At 75.3% G+C, this 17868-nt stretch carries 16 protein-coding genes; 3 read left to right on the plus strand and 13 right to left on the minus strand.

All coding sequences use genetic code 11. The features are described from left to right. Positions 1-10: 10 nt before the first annotated feature. The 3 genes from zwf to pgl are packed head-to-tail and all read left to right on the plus strand — an operon-like array spanning position 11 to position 3499. Complete coding sequence (gene zwf / locus BMW27_RS04340; protein WP_091439552.1) at positions 11-1528, plus strand: glucose-6-phosphate dehydrogenase; 1518 nt, start codon at positions 11-13, stop codon at positions 1526-1528. A 40-nt stretch (positions 1529-1568) separates the two neighbouring features. Continuing rightward, complete coding sequence (locus BMW27_RS04345; protein WP_091439555.1) at positions 1569-2690, plus strand: glucose-6-phosphate dehydrogenase assembly protein OpcA; 1122 nt, start codon at positions 1569-1571, stop codon at positions 2688-2690. Beyond that, on the plus strand, positions 2687-3499 hold the full coding sequence (gene pgl / locus BMW27_RS04350; RefSeq protein ID WP_091439557.1) for a 6-phosphogluconolactonase: 813 nt from the start codon (positions 2687-2689) through the stop codon (positions 3497-3499). The genes BMW27_RS04345 and pgl overlap by 4 nt, the downstream gene beginning before the upstream one ends. 369 nt (positions 3500-3868) lie before the next feature. On the opposite strand, the gene BMW27_RS04355 is transcribed toward pgl, so the two are convergent. From BMW27_RS04355 to BMW27_RS04415, 13 genes are all read right to left on the minus strand, one after another. Next, positions 3869-4210, minus strand: a complete 342-nt coding sequence (locus BMW27_RS04355; protein ID WP_091439560.1) for an RNA polymerase-binding protein RbpA — start codon at positions 4208-4210, stop codon at positions 3869-3871. A 329-nt stretch (positions 4211-4539) separates the two neighbouring features. Then, a complete protein-coding gene (gene secG / locus BMW27_RS04360; RefSeq protein WP_012948174.1) occupies positions 4540-4773 on the minus strand; it encodes a preprotein translocase subunit SecG in 234 nt (77 codons plus the stop codon). A 35-nt stretch (positions 4774-4808) separates the two neighbouring features. Then, on the minus strand, positions 4809-6593 hold the full coding sequence (locus BMW27_RS04365) for an ABC transporter substrate-binding protein (RefSeq protein ID WP_091439562.1): 1785 nt from the start codon (positions 6591-6593) through the stop codon (positions 4809-4811). Between the two features lie 33 nt (positions 6594-6626). Further along, positions 6627-7484, minus strand: coding sequence for a triose-phosphate isomerase (gene tpiA, locus BMW27_RS04370; protein WP_091439564.1), 858 nt, complete (start codon positions 7482-7484; stop codon positions 6627-6629). A gap of 15 nt (positions 7485-7499) precedes the next feature. Beyond that, positions 7500-8693 (minus strand): phosphoglycerate kinase, encoded by a 1194-nt coding sequence (locus BMW27_RS04375; protein WP_091439566.1) that lies wholly within the window; start codon positions 8691-8693, stop codon positions 7500-7502. A gap of 11 nt (positions 8694-8704) precedes the next feature. Further along, on the minus strand, positions 8705-9709 hold the full coding sequence (gap, locus tag BMW27_RS04380) for a type I glyceraldehyde-3-phosphate dehydrogenase (RefSeq protein WP_091439568.1): 1005 nt from the start codon (positions 9707-9709) through the stop codon (positions 8705-8707). Positions 9710-9927: 218 nt separating this feature from the next. Beyond that, on the minus strand, positions 9928-10908 hold the full coding sequence (gene whiA / locus BMW27_RS04385) for a DNA-binding protein WhiA (RefSeq protein ID WP_091376653.1): 981 nt from the start codon (positions 10906-10908) through the stop codon (positions 9928-9930). Positions 10909-10935: 27 nt separating this feature from the next. After that, on the minus strand, positions 10936-11973 hold the full coding sequence (locus BMW27_RS04390) for a gluconeogenesis factor YvcK family protein (protein ID WP_245743289.1): 1038 nt from the start codon (positions 11971-11973) through the stop codon (positions 10936-10938). Positions 11974-12035: 62 nt separating this feature from the next. Beyond that, entirely contained in the window at positions 12036-12998 is a 963-nt protein-coding gene (rapZ, locus tag BMW27_RS04395) for an RNase adapter RapZ (protein ID WP_091439571.1), read from the minus strand. Positions 12999-13050: 52 nt separating this feature from the next. Beyond that, the gene (uvrC, locus tag BMW27_RS04400) at positions 13051-15129 is read right to left on the minus strand and encodes an excinuclease ABC subunit UvrC (RefSeq protein WP_091439573.1); all 2079 of its coding nucleotides are present in this window, start codon (positions 15127-15129) and stop codon (positions 13051-13053) included. A 69-nt stretch (positions 15130-15198) separates the two neighbouring features. Beyond that, positions 15199-16119, minus strand: coding sequence for an alpha/beta fold hydrolase (locus BMW27_RS04405; RefSeq protein ID WP_091439575.1), 921 nt, complete (start codon positions 16117-16119; stop codon positions 15199-15201). A 90-nt stretch (positions 16120-16209) separates the two neighbouring features. Beyond that, the gene (locus tag BMW27_RS04410) at positions 16210-16509 is read right to left on the minus strand and encodes a hypothetical protein (RefSeq protein ID WP_091439871.1); all 300 of its coding nucleotides are present in this window, start codon (positions 16507-16509) and stop codon (positions 16210-16212) included. 118 nt (positions 16510-16627) lie between these two features. After that, entirely contained in the window at positions 16628-17857 is a 1230-nt protein-coding gene (locus BMW27_RS04415) for a saccharopine dehydrogenase family protein (RefSeq protein WP_091439577.1), read from the minus strand. Positions 17858-17868: the final 11 nt, after the last annotated feature.

The raw sequence follows: 17868 nt of genomic DNA on the forward strand, positions 1-17868 counted from the left end.
AGGACGGACCATGATCTCCAATCCGCTGCGCGATCCGCGGGACCGGCGGCTGCCCCGCGTACCCGAGCCCTGCGCCCTGGTCGTCTTCGGCATCACCGGGGACCTCGCCCGCAAGAAGCTGCTGCCGGCCGTCTACGACCTGGCCAACCGCGGACTGCTGCCCACCAACTTCGCCCTCCTGGGCTTCGCCCGCCGCGACTGGGGCGACGAGGACTTCGCCGAGCTGGCCCGCGACGCCGCCCGCAAGGCCGCCCGCACCCCGTGGCGGGAGGAGGTCTGGGAGCGGCTGGCCGCCAGCGTGCGCTTCGTCCAGGGCTCGTTCGACGACGACAACGCCTTCGACGAGCTGGCCGCCACCCTCGGGGACCTCGAGGGCTCCCACGGGATCGGCGGCAACGCCGCCTTCTACCTGTCCATCCCGCCGGCGATGTTCCCCGTCGTGCTCAAGCAGATGCAGCGCACGGGCATGGCCGACAGCACCCCCGACCGCTGGCGCCGGGTGGTCGTGGAGAAGCCGTTCGGCACCGACCTGGCCTCCAGCCGGACCCTCAACGAGCTGGTCGACTCGGTGTTCACGGCCGAGGACGTCTTCCGCATCGACCACTACCTGGGCAAGGAGACCGTCCAGAACCTGATGGCGCTGCGGTTCGCCAACACCCTCTTCGAGCCGGTCTGGAACGGCCACCACGTCGACTCGGTGCAGATCACCATGGCCGAGGACGTCGGGATCGGCGGGCGGGCCCAGTTCTACGAACAGACCGGCGCCGCCCGCGACGTGCTGCAGAACCACCTGCTGCAGCTGCTCGCCCTCACCGCGATGGAGGAACCGGTCGAGTTCTCCGCCGAGGAGATCCGCACCGAGAAGCTCAAGGTGCTGCGGGCCGTCTCGCTGCCCGAGGACCTGGGCACCTTCGCCGTGCGCGGCCAGTACGAGCAGGGCTGGCTGGCCGGCCAGCGGGCCACCGGCTACCGGCAGGAGGAGGGCGTCGACCCGCACTCCCGGACCGAGACCTACGCCGCCGTCCGGCTGGGCGTGGAGACCCGCCGCTGGGCCGGCGTGCCGTTCTACCTGCGCACCGGCAAGCGGCTGCCGCGGCGGGTCACCGAGATCGCGCTGGTGTTCAAGCGCGCGCCGCACCTGCCCTTCGCCGACACCGACACCGAGGAGCTGGGCAGCAACCAGCTGGTGATCCGCGTGCAGCCCGACGAGGGGATGACCCTCAAGTTCGGGTCGAAGGTCCCCGGCAGCGTGATGGAGGTCCGCGACGTCGCGATGGACTTCCTCTACGGCGAGCAGTTCACCGAGGCCAGCCCCGAGGCCTACGAGCGGCTGCTGCTCGACGTGCTGCTCGGCGACGCCACCCTCTTCCCCCGCAACCACGAGGTCGAGGCCTCCTGGGCGGTGATCGACCCGCTCGAGGAGTTCTGGGCCGGGACGACGCCGCAGCCCTACCGGGCCGGCGAGTGGGGGCCGCGCGCGGCCGACGAGATGCTGGCCGCCGAGGGCCGCCGGTGGCGGCGTCCGTGAGGCGCGAACCCGCTGCAGCCGCCCGACGGGAGGGAACCCGATGACGACCCTGTGGGACACCACCGGCTCCGCCGTGGTCAAGGAGCTCGCCGCGCAGCGGCGCACCGGCGGTGCGGTGCTCTCCGGCGTCGCGCTGACCCTGGTGGTCGTGGCCGACGAGAACCGGGTGGCCGAGGCCGAGGACGCCGCGACCGCCGCCGCCGAGCAGCACCCCTGCCGGCTGCTGATCGTCGTCCGCCGGCAGATCGAAGCGCCGACCCCCCGGCTGGACGCCGAGGTGCTGATCGGCGGGCGGCTGGGCCCCGGTGAGGCCGTGGTCATGCGCATGTACGGCCGGCTGGCGCTGCACGCCGAGTCGGTGGTGCTGCCGCTGCTGGCTGCCGACGCCCCCGTGGTGACCTGGTGGCACGGGGCGCCACCGGAGCAGCTGGCCACCGACGCGCTGGCGGTGATCGCCGACCGGCGGATCACCGACAGCTCGCTGGCCGAGGACCAGGTGGCCGCACTGCGCGCCCGCGCCGAGGACTACGCGCCGGGTGACACCGACCTGGCCTGGACCCGCAGCACCCCGTGGCGCGCCACGCTGACCTCGACGGTGGACTCGGTGTCCGGGCGCCGCGGCGACGCCGTCCGGGTGCTGGGCGGCCGGGTCGAGGGGGATCCGGGGAACGCCACCGCGCTGCTGCTGGCCGGCTGGCTGAGCGCGCGCTGCGGCCACGAGATCCCGGTGGTGTCCGGCGAGCGGCGGGCCGGGCCCAGCGGTGTCTCGGCGGTGGTGCTGGAGCTGGACCAGGACGAGCAGGTGCGGGTGGAGGCCGACCGGCGCGGCGGGGCGGTCATCCACCAGCCCTACCGGCCGGAGGCGACGGTGGCCCTGCCCGACCGGCAGCTCGGCGACCTGGTCGGCGAGGAGCTGCGCCGCCTCGACCCCGACGAGCCCTTCGCGGAGGCGCTGGAGAGCACCACCGGCGTGCCGGACCTGACGTACCGCTCCGCCGTGCGCGAGTACGTGTGGTTCGACCCCGCCGAGGAGAACGCCGGCAGCGGCGGGGAGACGCTCCCCGCCGTCCCGCCGGACTCCGAGGGCACGGACGAGGTCGCCCAGCAGGGCGTGGACGACGCCGACCAGGGCGCCCGCGACGCCGGGCAGGCCGTCCCGTGACGCTGCCCCCCGAGGACCGCGCCGCCCGGGCGGCCGCGGCGGGCTCCCCCACGCCGGACGTCGTGGTCGAGCCCGACGCCGACCGGCTGGCCCGCGCCGTCGCCACGGCGCTGGTCGCCCGGTTGGCCGCCGCGCAGGCCGTGCACGGGACGGCGACGGTCGTCCTCACCGGCGGGGGCATCGGCACCGCCGTCCTCGAGCGGGTGGCCGACCTGGTGCGCGAGCCGGCGCGCGAGCGGGTGGACTGGACCGCGGTCGACGTCTGGTGGGGCGACGAGCGCTGGGTGCCCGCCGACGACGGCGACCGCAACGAGCTGGGCGCGCGGCGGGCGCTGCTGGACCCGGCCGGTGTCCCGGCGGAGCGCGTCCACGCCGTGCCGGCCTCCGACGCCGGCTTCGGCGAGCCCGAGGACGCCGCCGCCTGGTACGCCGACCAGCTGGCCGCCGCGGCGCCGGAGGGGCAGCCGCTCCCCCGCATCGACCTGCTGCTGCTCGGCATGGGCCCCGAGGGGCACGTGGCGTCGGTCTTCCCCGGGACCCCGGCGGTGTCCGACGAGCGCGCCGTGTTCGCGGTGCGCGACTGCCCCAAGCCGCCGCCGACCCGGGTCAGCCTCGGCTTCTCCGCGATCAACGCGGCGGAGGAGGTGTGGCTGCTGGTCTCCGGCGCGGCCAAGGCGCCGGCCGTGGCACGGGCGCTGACCGGTGGTGCGACGCCCGAGGAGCTGCCTGCGGCCGGGGTGCACGGGCGCCGGGCGACCCGCTGGCTGCTGGACGCCGAGGCCGCCGGGGAGCTCGCCGGTCAGGGCTGAGCGGGGGCGGCGGACCCTGGTGGGCGCGGTGCCGCAGGGGCACACTGCGGTCCGCGCCCGGTAGCCGCCCGGCCGCCGTCCCACCGCAGTGGAGACCGTGATGACGCTCCCCGCCCCGGCCGTCCGCCACACGCCCCGTCAGGCGCCGGTCGACCTCCCCGTCGCACCCCCCGGGCACCCGGGCTGCTACTGGAACTGGGAGCGGGCGACCTGGGTGGCGTGGACGGCCGTGCCCCACCCGCGACCGCCACAGGAGTGAGGCCCGGCACCTCTGCAGGGGCCCGCCGCGCGCCCCGCCCCGGGCTCACCCCGAGCCTGCGAGGGATGAGGAGGACGGGGTCCTTCCACGGGTGGGGCGGAGGGGTCCCCTCAGGCGCCGCGGCGGGCCCGCAGCTTGGCCAGGGCCTCCTCGAGGAGGGCGTCGCCGTCGGCGTCGCTGCGCCGTTCGCGGACGTAGGCCAGGTGGGTCTTGTAGGGCTCGGTGCGCGGCGCGGGCGGCGGGGCCGCTTGGTCCTGGCCGGCGGGGAGACCGCAGCGCGGGCAGTCCCACAACTCGGGCACCTCGGCGTCCGAGGCGAAGGACACCGGCGTCTCGTGCCCCTGGGCACACCAGAACGGCACCCGCCGGCGGGGAGCGGCCTCGCCGCGCTCGGCCTCCCCCATCGGCCCGGCGCCCACTCGGGTGCCCCGGATCGCGTTACCACCAGCCACGAGTGCCCCCTGTGCGTCTCAGCGGTGTGCAGCGACCAGTGGTCGCCGGGGCAGTCTATGGGCTGGATCTTGCTGTGCAGAGGACTTTGGTCCCGGTGACCTCGGCGTTCACCGCGGCAACGGGCTGGCACGGACCTGCGCCGGGGTCCCGCGCGAGCCCGGTGACGGAGTGGAAGCGCCACCCTTCAGGGTCCCGCGCTGAGCGAGCGAGGCGTGGGGGGAACGGCCCCGTCCAGAGGCTCGCCGCGAGCCCGGTAACGGAGTGGAACGGCCACCCTTCAGGGTCCCGCGCCGAGCGAGCGAGGCGTGGGGGGAAGGGTGGTCCTCTTTCAGACCTTGAGCAGGATGCCCAGGCCGACGATGCAGACCGTCCAGATCAGGCCGATGAACACGGTGAGCCGGTTGAGGTTCTTCTCGACCACCGAGGAGCCGGACAGCTGCGAGGAGACCGCACCGCCGAACATCGAGGACAGGCCCCCGCCCTTGCCGCGGTGCAACAGGATCAGCACCACGAGGAGCACGCTGGTGAGCACCAGCAGCACGTTGAGGACCAGCTCGACCATGCCCCGAGGGTAACCGACCGCCGACGTCCTCCCGGTCAGCGGACGCCGGCGGTGGCCAGGTCGTAGCTCGTGTACGGGCCCATCACCACGCCGTTGCGCAGCCGCTGGCCGGCCAGCAGCTGCACCCGCGACTCGGCCAGCGGCACGTACGCGCCGGTCGCGGTGGCGGCCGTCGCCACCTCGCGCCAGGCCGCGCGGGCGGCCTCGGGGTCGCCGGCGGCGGCGCGGGCGGCGTCGATGAGCCCGTCCACGGTGGGGTCCCTCAGGCGGGCGAAGTTGGTGTTGCCGACGGTGCTGACCGACCGGCCGTCGACCAGCGGCACGAGGAACGAGCCGGGGGTCGGGAAGTCGGCGGTCCAGGTGGCCAGCACGATGCCGATCCCGTTGTCGCGGACCCGGTCGGGGTTGCCGACCTCGGTCGCGTAGAAGCTCGGCGCGTCCAGCGCCCGCACCTCGGCCTGGATGCCGATGCGGGACAGCTGCCCGGCCACCTCCTCGGCCACGGCCACGCCGGTCGGGGCGTCCGGGACGGCGAGCACGGTGCCGAAGCCCTCCGGGCGGCCGCAGGCGGCCAGGGACTCCGTGGCGGTGGCCGGGTCGGCGGTCGGGTCGGGCTCCTCCGGCCCGCCGTCCACGCCGCGCGGCCACAGCTGGGAGGTGCGCACGGCCTCCGCGGGGCCGCCGAGGACCTCCTGGACCGCCGCGCGGTCCACGACGGCGGCCACCGCGGCCCGGCAGGCCGGGTCGTCGAACGGCGGGACGTCCGTCGGCAGCGCGAGCAGCCGGACGACGTTGTTGGTCACCTCGTCGATCCGGTCGACCAGCCGGACCTCGCCGGTGTCCTCGCCCAGCCGGGCGGTGGTCGGTGCCTGGATGCCGGCGCCGGAGACGTCGACGTCGGCGGACCCGGCCAGCAGCGCCTGGTCGCGCTGCACACCGGTCAGCCCAGTGCGCACGACGACCCGGTCGGGCAGCGCGGTGCGGACGCCGTCGGTGGCCGGGTCCCACTGCGGGTTGCGCTCGAGCACGATGCCCGTGACGTCGTCCCGCGTGGCGACCAGGTAGGGGCCGGAGGAGACCGGGTCGCGGCCGTAGTCGGCGCCGGTGTCGTGGTCCGCCGGGACCGGGCTGCTCGAGGGCAGCGCCATGACGTACGGGAAGTCCGGCTGGGGCGCGCGCAGCCGGAAGGTGATGGTGCGGTCGTCGGGCGTCTCGACCGAGGCCAGGCCCAGCCGGCCGGGTGTCTCGTCCTGGTACGGGCCGGCGTAGGGGTTGCCCGGGTCGTCGAGCAGCTCGACCACGCGGGTCGGGCCGCCGACGACCACGTCCGAGGCGAACGAGCGCTCGATGCCGTACTTGACGTCGCGCGAGGTGACCGGCTGGCCGGTCTCGAACCGCACCCCGTCGCGGAGGGTGAAGGTCCAGGTGGTCCCGCCGTCGGGGGTGGTGCCCAGGTCGGTCGCGAGGTCGGGCTCCAGCTCGTCGGTGCGGCCGGGCTCGGAGGAGTAGCTGACCAGGGTGCGGGTGTAGAGCCGCATGAGGTTCCACACGCCGGGGAGGTAGGAGCGCTGCGGGTCGAGGCTGTCGACCTCGCCGGTCACCACCCGCAGCGTGCCCCCGACGGCCTCGGACGGCGCCCGGACCCCGGTGACGCCGGCATCCGGACCGCCGCCGAAGACGGGGAGGGTGGCGCGGTCCTCGCCGGCGTTGGCGCAGCTGACCGCCACCCCGACCACCAGCAGGACGACGGCGGCGATGCCCGCCACCCGGCCGCGGGTGCCCCGCGCCCAGGCGGGGCCCCGCTCCAGCGTGCTGTCCACTCCACCCGCTCCCCGCCCGTCCGGCGGCGGCGGTCAGCCGACGTCGGCGGCTGTCCGACAGATCTGCGCGAACTCGTCGGCGTCCAGGCTGGCGCCACCGACGAGTGCACCGTCGACGTCCGGCCCGGCCAGGATCCCGGCCGTGTTCGCGGCCTTCACCGACCCGCCGTAGAGGATACGGACGACCCCGGCCGTGTCGGCGCCGAAACGCTCGGCGAGCCGTGACCGCAGGGCACCGCACACCTCCTGAGCGTCCTCGGGCGTGGCCACCTCGCCGGTGCCGATCGCCCACACCGGCTCGTAGGCGATGACGACCCCTCCGCCGGACCCGGGACCCCCACCGCCCCCCGTGCTCGCACCGGAACCGGTGAGCTGCTCGGCGCTCAGCCCCTCCAGGGCCGCGTCGAGCTGGGCGGTGCAGTGCGCGACGTGCTCGCCGGCGCGGCGGACCTCCAACCCCTCACCCACGCACAGGATCGGGACCAAGCCGTGCCGGAGCGCCGCCTGCACCTTGCCGGCCACCACGGCGTCGTCCTCACCGTGCAGCGCGCGCCGCTCGGAGTGGCCGACGACGACGTACCGGCAGGCCAGCGCCGCGAGCATCGCGCCGCTGACCTCGCCGGTGTAGGCGCCGGAGTCCTGCACGGAGAGGTCCTGCGCGCCGTAGCCGATCTCCAGCTTGTCGCCGTTGACGAGCGTCTGCACGCTCCGCAGCGCGGTGAACGGCGGGAGGACGACGACCTCGGCGGCCTCCAGCTCGGGCTCCTTGAGGCTGAAGGCGAGCTTCTGCACCATCCCGATCGCCTCGAGGTGGGTGAGGTTCATCTTCCAGTTGCCGGCGATGAGCGGCCGGCGCCCCTCGCGGCGGGCCGAGGTCCCCCTGCGTGCCATGTCCGTCCTCCTCGCTCAGTCGGCCAGGACCGCGAGGCCGGGCAGCTCCCGGCCCTCGAGGTACTCCAGCGACGCGCCGCCGCCGGTGCTGATGTGGCCGTAGGCGGCCTCGTCGAGCCCGAGCTGGCGCACCGCGGCGGCCGAGTCGCCGCCGCCGACGACGGACAGGCCGTCGACCGCGGCCACCGCACCGGCCACCCCGCGGGTGCCGGCCTGGAACGGCGCGAGCTCGAACACGCCCATGGGCCCGTTCCAGAAGACGGTGCGGGCACCGCCCAGCTCGCGGCCGAAGGCCTCGACCGTGCGCGGGCCGATGTCCAGGCCCATCTGGTCGTCCGGGATGGACTCGACCGGGACGGTGGTCGTCTCCACGTCCGCGCTGAACTCCGGCGCGCAGACGACGTCGAGCGGCAGCACGATGCGGTCGCCGGCCTCGGCGAGCAACCGCCGGCAGGTCTCGACCTGGTCGGCCTCCAGCAGCGACGTCCCGACCCCGTGGCCCTGGGCGGCCAGGAAGGTGAAGCACATGCCGCCGCCGACCAGCAGCCGGTCGACCTTGGGCAGCAGCGCCTCGATGACGGCCAGCTTGTCGCTGACCTTCGAGCCGCCGAGCACCACGACGTAGGGCCGCTCCGGGTCCCGGGTCAGCCGGGTGAGCACGTCGAGCTCGGTGGCGACCAGCCGGCCGGCGACGTGCGGCAGCCGCAGCGCCACGTCGTACACCGAGGCGTGCTTGCGGTGCACCGCGCCGAAGGCGTCGTCGACGAAGGTGTCGGCGAGGGCGGCGAACCGATCGGCCAGCCCGCCGCGCTCGGCGTCGTCCTTCGACGTCTCCGCGGCCTCGAAGCGGACGTTCTCCAGCAGCAGGACCTCGCCGTCGCCGAGCCGACCGGCCCTCGCCTGCGCGTCCTCGCCGGCGACGTCGTCGGCCAGCGGCACCTCGGTGCCGAGCAGCTCACCGAGCCGGGCGGCGACCGGCGCCAGCGAGTACTGCGGGTCCGGCGCGCCCTTGGGCCGGCCGAGGTGGGCGGCGACGACGACGCGGGCCCCGGCCTCGCGCAGCGCCTGCAGCGTGGGCAGGCTGGCGCGGATCCGGCCGTCGTCGGTGATGGCCCGGGTGGTCTTGTCCAGCGGGACGTTCAGGTCGGCGCGCACGAGCACGCGCCGACCCGAGACGCCCTCGGCGAGCAGGTCGTCGAGGGAACGCATGGCGCGCCGCGTCAGAGCGAGCGGCCGACGAGCTCGACGGAGTCGACGAGCCGGTTCGAGTAGCCCCACTCGTTGTCGTACCAGCCGAGCACCTTGGCCATCGGGCCGAAGACCTTGGTGAGCTTGCTGTCGTAGATGCAGCTCGCCGGGTCGGTGACGATGTCGGAGGAGACGATCGGGGCGTCGGTGTACTTGAGGATCCCGGCCAGCGGGCCCGCGGCGGCCTCGCGGTAGGCGGCGTCGATCTCGTCGGCCGGCACCTCGCGAGAGAGCTGGACGGTGAGGTCGGTGGCCGAGCCGGTGGGCACCGGGACGCGGACGGCGTAGCCGTCGAGCTTGCCCTGCAGCTCGGGCAGGACCAGGCCGATCGCCTTGGCCGCACCCGTCGAGGTGGGGACCATGTTGAGCGCGGCCGCGCGGGCGCGGCGCAGGTCCTTGTGCGGGCCGTCCTGCAGGTTCTGGTCAGCGGTGTAGGCGTGGATCGTGGTCATGAGACCGCGCTCGATGCCGAAGTTGTCGTTGAGCACCTTGGCCAGCGGGGCCAGGCAGTTGGTCGTGCAGGACGCGTTGCTGATGATCGTCTGCGAGCCGTCGTACTTCTCGTGGTTGACGCCCATGACGATGGTCAGGTCGTCGCCGGTGGCCGGCGCGGAGATGACGACCTTCTTGGCGCCGCCGGCGTCGACGTGCTTGCGGGCGTCGTCGGCCTTGGTGAAGAACCCGGTCGACTCGACGACGACGTCGACGCCCAGGTCGCCCCACGGCAGGCTGGCCGGGTCGCGCTCGGAGAGGACCTTCATGGTCTTGCCGGCGATCTTGATGCCCTCGCCGTCGGCGGCGACGTCCTCGGACAGCACGCCCAGGATGCTGTCGTACTTCAGCAGGTGCGCCAGGACCTCGGGGCTGGTCAGGTCGTTGACCGCCACGATCTCGATGTCCTTGCCGCTGGCCGCGGCCGCGCGCCAGAAGTTGCGCCCGATCCGGCCGAACCCGTTGATGCCCACCCGTACGGTCACAGCAGACCTCCCATGTCTGTTCGGTGGAGCTCGTCTAGTCGGTGGAGCAGCAGGAGCCGCACGCGTGCGCGACCTCACCGGGGACTGACCCTATCGGTCCGGACACGACGCGGCCCGAGTCGCCCGACAGAGCGACCCGGGCCCGGTGACAGGCTGGAACGGCCCTCCTGCAGGGCCCCGCCGCGAGCCTGCGAGCGGTGGTGGGCAGGAGGGTCCTCTCACTGGGTGAGCATGTCCTCGGTCACGACCGACTCGGTGTCGGGGATGCCGAGGTCCTTGGCCCGCTTGTCGGCCATGGCCAGCAGCCGGCGGATCCGGCCGGCGACGGCGTCCTTGGTCATCGGCGGGTCGGCGCGCTGGCCGAGCTCCTCCAGCGACGCCTGGCCGTGCTCCAGCCGCAGCCGGCCGGCGACCAGCAGGTGCTCGGGGGCGTCGCCGTCGAGGATCTCCAGCGCCCGCTCCACGCGGGCGCTGGCCGCGACCGCCGCCCGGGCCGAGCGGCGCAGGTTGGCGTCGTCGAAGTTGGCCAGCCGGTTGGCGGTGGCCCGGACCTCGCGGCGCATCCGCCGCTCCTCCCAGGCCATCACCGCGTCGTGGGCGCCCATGCGGGTGAGCAGCGCGCTGATCGCGTCGCCGTCGCGGACGACCACCCGGTCGGCGCCGCGCACCTCGCGGGCCTTGGCGGCGATGCCGAGCCGGCGGGCCGCGCCCACCAGCGCCATCGCGGCCTCGGGGCCCGGGCAGGTGACCTCCAGGGAGGAGGAGCGGCCGGGCTCGGTCAGCGAGCCGTGCGCGAGGAAGGCCCCCCGCCAGGCGGCCTCGGCGTCGTTGAGGCCGCCGCTGACCACCGACGGCGGCAGCCCGCGGACCGGGCGGCCGCGCTGGTCGACCAGGCCGGTCTGCCGGGCCAGGCCCTCGCCGTGCTTCGCGATGCGGACCAGGTAGCGCACCCCGCGGCGGATGTTGCCGCCCGCCAGCACGCTGACCCCGCTCGTGTAGCCGTAGACCTCGCTGATGTCGCGGCGCAGCCGGCGCGCCACCGAGCCGGTGTCGAGCTCGGCCTCGATGACCACTCGACCACCGACGATGTGCAGGCCGCCGCTGAAGCGGAGCAGCGCCGTGACCTCCGCCTTGCGCTCGGAGGTCTTCGTGCACTCCACACGCGACAGCTCGTCCTTGACCATGGCCGTCATCGCCATGCCGTCCACCCCCATGTTCCCCCGGGCTCACCAAGCCCCATGTGCGGCGTTCCCTTCGTCTCCCTCTCGTACCGGTCCCGGTACGAGAGGTTGCGGTACCCGCTCGCCAATTTCCATGCCCTGTCGCGCCGCGACCACGGACCGGAGCGCCTCGCGGAGAGCTCCGGCCAGGCGCACCGGGTCGTGTCGCGGCACGCCGCGGTCCTCGGCGACCGGGGCCAGGACGAGCTCGGCACCGCACTCACGTACCGCAGACAGGAGACCACGGCGGTCAACCACCGACGCCTCATCGGCGATCACAGTGTGCAATGCCACTCCGCCGAGATGGCTCTGCAGCACGAACAGGTGCTCCTCCGGCGAGAAGCCGTCGGTCTCCCCCGGCTGGGGCTCGAGGTTGAGGACGACGACCACCCGGGCGCGGCTGGCGGCGAGGGCGTCCCGCAACCGCGGCACCAGCAGGTGCGGCAGCACCGACGTGTACCAGGAGCCGGGGCCCAGCGAGACGACGTCGGCGGTGGCGATGGCGTCGAGCACGTCGGGGTGCACCGGCGGGTCGGCCGGGGACAGGAGGATCTCGCGCACCCGTCCCGGCGTCGTGGCGATCGCCACCTGACCGCGGATGGTGCGGGCGCGCGCCGGGTCGTCGGGGTCGGTGCTCTCCACCTGCGCGACCAGGTCCAGGGGGACGTCGGCCATCGGCAGCACCCGCCCGCGGGCGCCCAGCAGCCGGCACACGTCGTCCAGCGCCCGGACGGTGTCCCCACCGTGCATCTCGACGAGCCCGGTCAGCACCAGGTTGCCCACCGGGTGCCCGGCGAGGACGCCGCTGCCGCCGAGGCGGTGCTGCAGGAGCGCGGCCATCCGGCGGGTGTCGGCGTCGTCGCCGGCCAGCGCGGTCAGTGCCATCCGCAGGTCGCCCGGCGGCAGGACCGGCATCTCCCGCCGGATCCGCCCGGAGGAGCCGCCGTCGTCCGCGACGGTGACGACCGCGGTCAGGTCCGGCGTGATCCGGCGCCAGGCGGCGAGCGCCGCCGCCAGCCCGTGACCGCCGCCGAAGGCGACCATGCGCGGCGGCCGGACCGCGGCCCCGTCCGGTCCGGCGGACGGGGCGTGCCCCGGGGCGCCCACTACTCGCGGCCCAGGTCGCGGTGCTGGACGGTGGCGTCGATGCCGTCGGCGCGCAGCCGGCGGGCGAACTCCTCGGCGATGGCGACGCTGCGGTGCTTCCCGCCGGTGCAGCCCACGGCGAGGGTCAGGTAGCGCTTGCCCTCGCGGCGGTAGCCGGGGATGAGCAGGCGCAGCACGTCGGTGTAGCGGTCGAGGAACGGCCGGGCGGCGTCCTGGCCGAGGACGTAGTCGCGGACGTCCGGGTCCTGACCGGTGTGCGGGCGCAGCTCGGGCAGCCAGTGCGGGTTGGGCAGGAAGCGGGCGTCGACGACCAGGTCGGCGTCCAGCGGCAGGCCGTACTTGAACCCGAAGCTGAGCACCGTCGCGGTCAGCGGCGGCGTCTTGCCCTCGCGGGCGAAGGCGTTCTCCAGCGTGGCGCGCAGCTGGTGGATGTTGAGGTCGCTGGTGTCGACCCAGAGGTCGGCCTCGCCGGCGATGCCCGTGAGCAGCGCCCGCTCCTCGGTGATGCCGTCGATGAGCGTGCCGGTGCCCTGCAGCGGGTGCTCTCGCCGGTTGGACTCGTAGCGGCGGACCAGCACCTCGTCGCGCGCGTGCACGTAGACCACCCGGGGCCGGTGGCCGGCCTCGGCGAGCACCCGGATGGCCTCCTGCAGGTCGCTGGAGAAGGCCCGGCTGCGGACGTCGACGACGGCGGCGAAGCGGCGGACGTCGCCGCGGGCGCCGAGCTCCACCATGGGCAGCAGCAGTGCCGGCGGCAGGTTGTCGACGACGAACCAGCCGAGGTCCTCCAGCACCCGCCCGGCGCTGTTCTTGCCGGCGCCGGAGAGCCCGGTGACGACGACGACGTCGAGCGGCTGCGTCTCGGTGGAGGTGGGGTCCAGCGGTACCGGCACCTCGCTGTGCGGGTGCCCGGGGGCGCCGGGCGGCACCTCGAGGTGGGCGGTCCCGGCCTGCTCCGTCACGGTGCTCCCCGTTCGTTGCTGCCCGGCGGCGCCGGATCCACCACCGGGCCGATCACGACGCCACCAGCCCGACCTCGGCGGTGGCGCCGGAGCCGCTGCGGAGGGTGCCGCGCTCGGCCGGGCCGCTCGGGGCGGTCGTCGTCTCCACGGTCTCGCCGGCGGGTGCGGCGTCGTCCGCGGGCCCGCCCTCCTCCGGCTGTGCGCCCGCCGTCTCCCCCGCCTCCGGCTGCGCCACCGCCGAGAGCACGGCCTCGGCCGTCCGCCGGCCGATGCCGGGCACGGCCACCAGCTCCTCGACGGTGGCGGCCCGCAGCCGCTTCAGCGATCCGAACTGCTTCATCAGCGCCTTCCGCCGCGTCTCCCCGAGGCCGGGGACGTCGTCCAACAGGGAGACCAGCATGCTGGTGGACCGCTTCTGCCGGTGGTAGGTGATCGCGAAGCGGTGCGCCTCGTCGCGGACCCGCTGCAGCAGGTACAGCGCCTCGGAGGTGCGCGGCAGGATGACCGGGTCCGACTCCCCGGGCAGCCACACCTCCTCCATCCGCTTGGCCAGCCCGCAGACAGCGACGTCGACGATGCCCAGCTCGTCGAGCGACCGGGCGGCCGCGGCGACCTGCGGGGCACCGCCGTCGACCACGAGCAGGTTCGGCGGGTAGGCGAACCGGCGCGGCCGGCCCTCCTCCGCCGCCACCCCCTGCTCGTCGCGGCGGTCCTGCTCCTCCTTGAGGTGGCGGGCGAACCGGCGCCGGACGACCTCGGCCATCGCGGCGGTGTCGTCCGTGCCGTGGGTGACGGAGAACCGGCGGTAGTCGGACTTCTTCGCCAGGCCGTCCTCGAACACGACCATGCTGGCCACCACGTTGGTCTGCTGGACGTGCGAGACGTCGATGCACTCGATGCGCAGCGGCGCGTCGGGCAGCTCCAGCGCCTCCTGCAGCTCCGACAGCGCCAGCGAGCGGGCGGTGAGGTCGCTGGACCGCTTGACGCGGTGCCGGGCGAAGGCCTCCTTGGCGTTGCGCTCCACCGTCTCCAGCAGGGCCCGCTTGTCGCCCCGCTGCGGCACCCGCAGGCTCACGCGGCTGCCGCGTAGCTCGCTGAGCAGCTCCTCGTACACGTCGGCGTCATCGGGCAGCTCGGGGACGAGCACCTCCCGGGGCACCGCCTCGCCCGCCTCGCCGACGCCCGTCGCGTCGTCGACGCCGCCGTAGACCTGCAGCACGAACTGCTCGACCAGCTCGCCGGTGGTGACCTCCTCGACCTTGTCGACGATCCACCCGCGCTGGCCGCGGACCCGCCCGCCGCGGACGTGGAAGACCTGCACGGAGGCCTCCAGCTCGTCCTGGGCGAAGGCGACCACGTCGGCGTCGGTGCCGTCACCGAGGACGACGGCCTGCTTCTCCATCGCCCGCCGCAGCGCCCCGAGGTCGTCGCGCAGCCGGGCGGCCTTCTCGTACTCCATCGCCTCGGCGGCCTCGGCCATCTCGCGCTCGAGGCGGCGGACCATCTGGTCGGTGCGGCCGGCCATGAAGTCGCAAAAGCCGTCGACGATCTGCCGGTGCTCCTCCGCGGAGACCCGGCCGACGCACGGGGCGGCGCACTTGCCGATGTAGCCGAGCAGGCAGGGCCGGCCGATCTGGCCGGCGCGCTTGAAGACGCCGTTGGAGCAGGTGCGCGCCGGGAAGACGCGGGTGAGGGTGTCGAGCGTCTCGCGGATGGCCCAGGCGTGCGCGTACGGGCCGAAGTAGCGGACGCCCTTCTTCTTCGGGCCGCGCATCACCTGCAGCCGCGGGTACTCCTCGTTGAGCGTCACGGCGAGGCTCGGGTAGCTCTTGTCGTCGCGGTAGCGGACGTTGAACCGCGGGTCGAACTCCTTGATCCAGTTGTACTCGAGCTGGAGGGCCTCGACCTCGGTGCCGACGACGGTCCACTCGACGCTGGCCGCCGTCGTCACCATCTGCCGGGTGCGCGGGTGCAGGCCCGCGACGTCGGCGAAGTAGCTGTTCAGCCGCTGCCGGAGGCTCTTGGCCTTGCCGACGTAGACCACCCGGCCGTTGGGGTCGCGGAACTTGTAGACGCCGGGTGACTCCGGGATGCTGCCGACCGCCGGTCGGTACGTGGACGGGTCGGGCATGCACCCCAGGTTAGGTGGGCCGGACGACGCTTCGCCGGGCAGATGACACCGGTGTGGTTCCGACGCCGGTCAGCCACCGAGCCGGGCCCCCAGCCAGGCCAGCAGGTCGGCGGTCACCTCGTCGCGGTTGGTCTCGTTGAAGACCTCGTGCCGGGCGTCGGGGTACACCCGCAGCTCGACCGGCAGGCCGCGGGCGCGCAGCAGGTCGGCCAGCGCGGTGACCTGGGCGGCGTCCACCCCACCGACCGGGTCGCGCTGTCCGGCCAGCAGCAGCACGGGCAGCCCGTCGGGCAGCCCGGCCACGGCCTCGGGGGTCGCCGCCCGCGTCACGAGCTCGAACATCCCGGCGCCGTAGCGGTACGTCGGCGGGAAGTCGTCGCCGCACAGCGGGTCGGCCAGGTAGGCGTCGACCTCGTCGGCGTCGCGGGTCAGCCAGTCGAAGGGGGTGCGGGCCGGCTCGAAGGGTGCGTTGAAGGCGCCCAGGGCGTCCATCGGCTGGTCGCCCATCCCGCCGGCGACCGCCGCCTGGAGCTGCGGCACGGCCTCGGCGAGGTCCGGTGAGACGCCGATCGGCCCGGAGAGCACCAGGCCGGCCAGACCGCCGCCGTCGCGCTCGGCGGAGGCCAGCGCGACCGCGGAGCCCAGGGAGTGGCCGAGCAGGACGCGCGGGACGCCGGGGTGGTCGGCGGCCAGTCGCTGCCCCAGGTCGCGGACGTCGTCGAGGACGGCGTCGCTGGTCGCGCCTCCCCCGAAGCCGCCCGGGCCAGTCGACTCGGCCGTGCGCCCGTGCCCCCGCTGGTCGAGCGCGGCGACAGCGAGGCCCTGCACGGTGAGCGCGCGGGCCAGCCGCTCGTAGCGGCCGGCGTGCTCGGACAGCCCGTGCACGAGCTGGACGGTCCCCCGCACCGTGCCGTCGGGCGTCCAGCGGCGCTCGGCGAGCCGGACGCCGTCGGCGGCCGCGGTCCAGGTGACGGGGGCGGGGTCGGTCATCGCGGCAGGCCTCCTCGGACGGCGTCGTCGCCGGTCAGCCTGCCTGCTCCCCACCGGCCGCGCAGGGCGGCCCGGTGCCGGCCCGCCGCGTCAGCCGACCGGGCGCGACCGGTGCACCGCTCCGGCCCGGGACGCGTGCGCCGCGACCGCCGCGCCGGCCCGCCGGGCCAGGCGGACCGCCCGCCCGCCCAGCACGAGCGCGGACACCAGACCCACCCCACCGGCCAGGGAGGCCACCGCGCCCGGCACCGCCTCGCCGGTGACGGCGAGCACCGCGACGGTCACCAGGGCGAGCAGGACGACCGTGGACCGCACGCCGCCCCCGGGTGGGGACGTCGGCGAGCCGCAGTTGGACAGGTCCGGGTCACAGTCGGGCGTGAGCGCACTCACCGGCGCCTCCTCCATCGGGGACCCGTCACGCCGGACGGCGACGTGACGTCGGTCACACGGAGGGTAGGGCCCGGGTCGCCCTCCGCTCAAGCCCGCCGACGTCCCCCGGTCCGGGGGGTCAGGCCCCGGCGACCTCGTAGCTGTGCCCGGCGGCGCGCAGCCGGTCCACCAGCACGGACCCCAGCGCGGTGGCCGGGGTCAGCGATCCGGCCCGGCCGGGGAGCCGGTCGCCGTCCAGCGCCAGCGCCAGCGCGGTCTCGCCCAGCATGACCGCGGTGGCGGCGTACCCGGGGTCGCCCTGGCCGGCGGCGGTGGCGCGGTACCGGCGTCCGCTCTCGGTGGTCGCGTCGACCTCCATGCGGAACCAGCCCCGGGCCCGGGTCTCCTCGCCGGGGCCGGCGCCCGGTTCGGGCAGCACCCGGTCCAGGAGGGACCGGGTGGGGGGCAGGCTCATCGCGGCGGCGACGGCGGCCAGCCCGGCCGTGACCCCGGCGGCCGTCACGGCACCGGGGACCCCCGGACCGCAGCCCATCACCTCGCCGTAGCGCAGCCCGCGGCCGTACGCCCAGCCCTGCAGCGCGTTGCTGCGCCGGACGACGCGGGTGTTGAACGGGGCCATCAGGAAGGGCGCCGTCCACCGGCCGTCCGGTGTGCGCGACGGCGGACCGGCGTCGCGGGGCTGGCGGGTGTCGGGCTCGGCGTCGCGGTCGGGGCTGAGCGCGAACGGGTCGCCGGCCAGCCGCCGCGCCGTGCCGTCGCGGCCCAGCTCCTCGAACTGGGCGCGGGCGGAGGCGACGGTGCCACCGCTGATCCCGCCGCGGGCGGTGGCGACCAGCTGCACGTCGCGCAGGCCGCCGGCGCCGTCGGCCCGCGCCCGCTCGGCGAGCAGGAGGACGGAGAGGTCGGAGGGGACGGAGTCGTAGCCGCAGGCGTGCACGATCCGGGCACCGGTGTCGCGGGCGACCGCGTCGGTGCGGTCGATCGCCCGGCGGACGAACAGCACCTCGCCGGTGAGGTCGGCGTACTGCGTGCCGGCCCGGGCGCAGGCCTCGACGACGGGCAGGCCGTGGCGGACGTACGGGCCGACGGTCGTGGCCAGCACCCGGGTCGAGGCGGCCATCGCGGTGAGCGATCCGGCGTCGCTGGAGTCGGCCTCGACGAGCGGCCAGTCGCGGGCGGCCGCCGGCAGCTCGCCGCGCACCTGCTCGAGCCGGCTCCACGACCGGCCGGCCAGCGCGATGCGGAGGCCGGTCGGGGCCGCGTCGGCGAGGTACGCGGCGAGCAGCCGGCCGACGAAGCCGGTGGCGCCGTAGACGACCAGGTCGTGCGTGCGCGCAGTATCGGACACCCGGTCATCCT

Source organism: Geodermatophilus poikilotrophus, from assembly GCF_900111455.1.
Taxonomy (GTDB): domain Bacteria; phylum Actinomycetota; class Actinomycetes; order Mycobacteriales; family Geodermatophilaceae; genus Geodermatophilus; species Geodermatophilus poikilotrophus.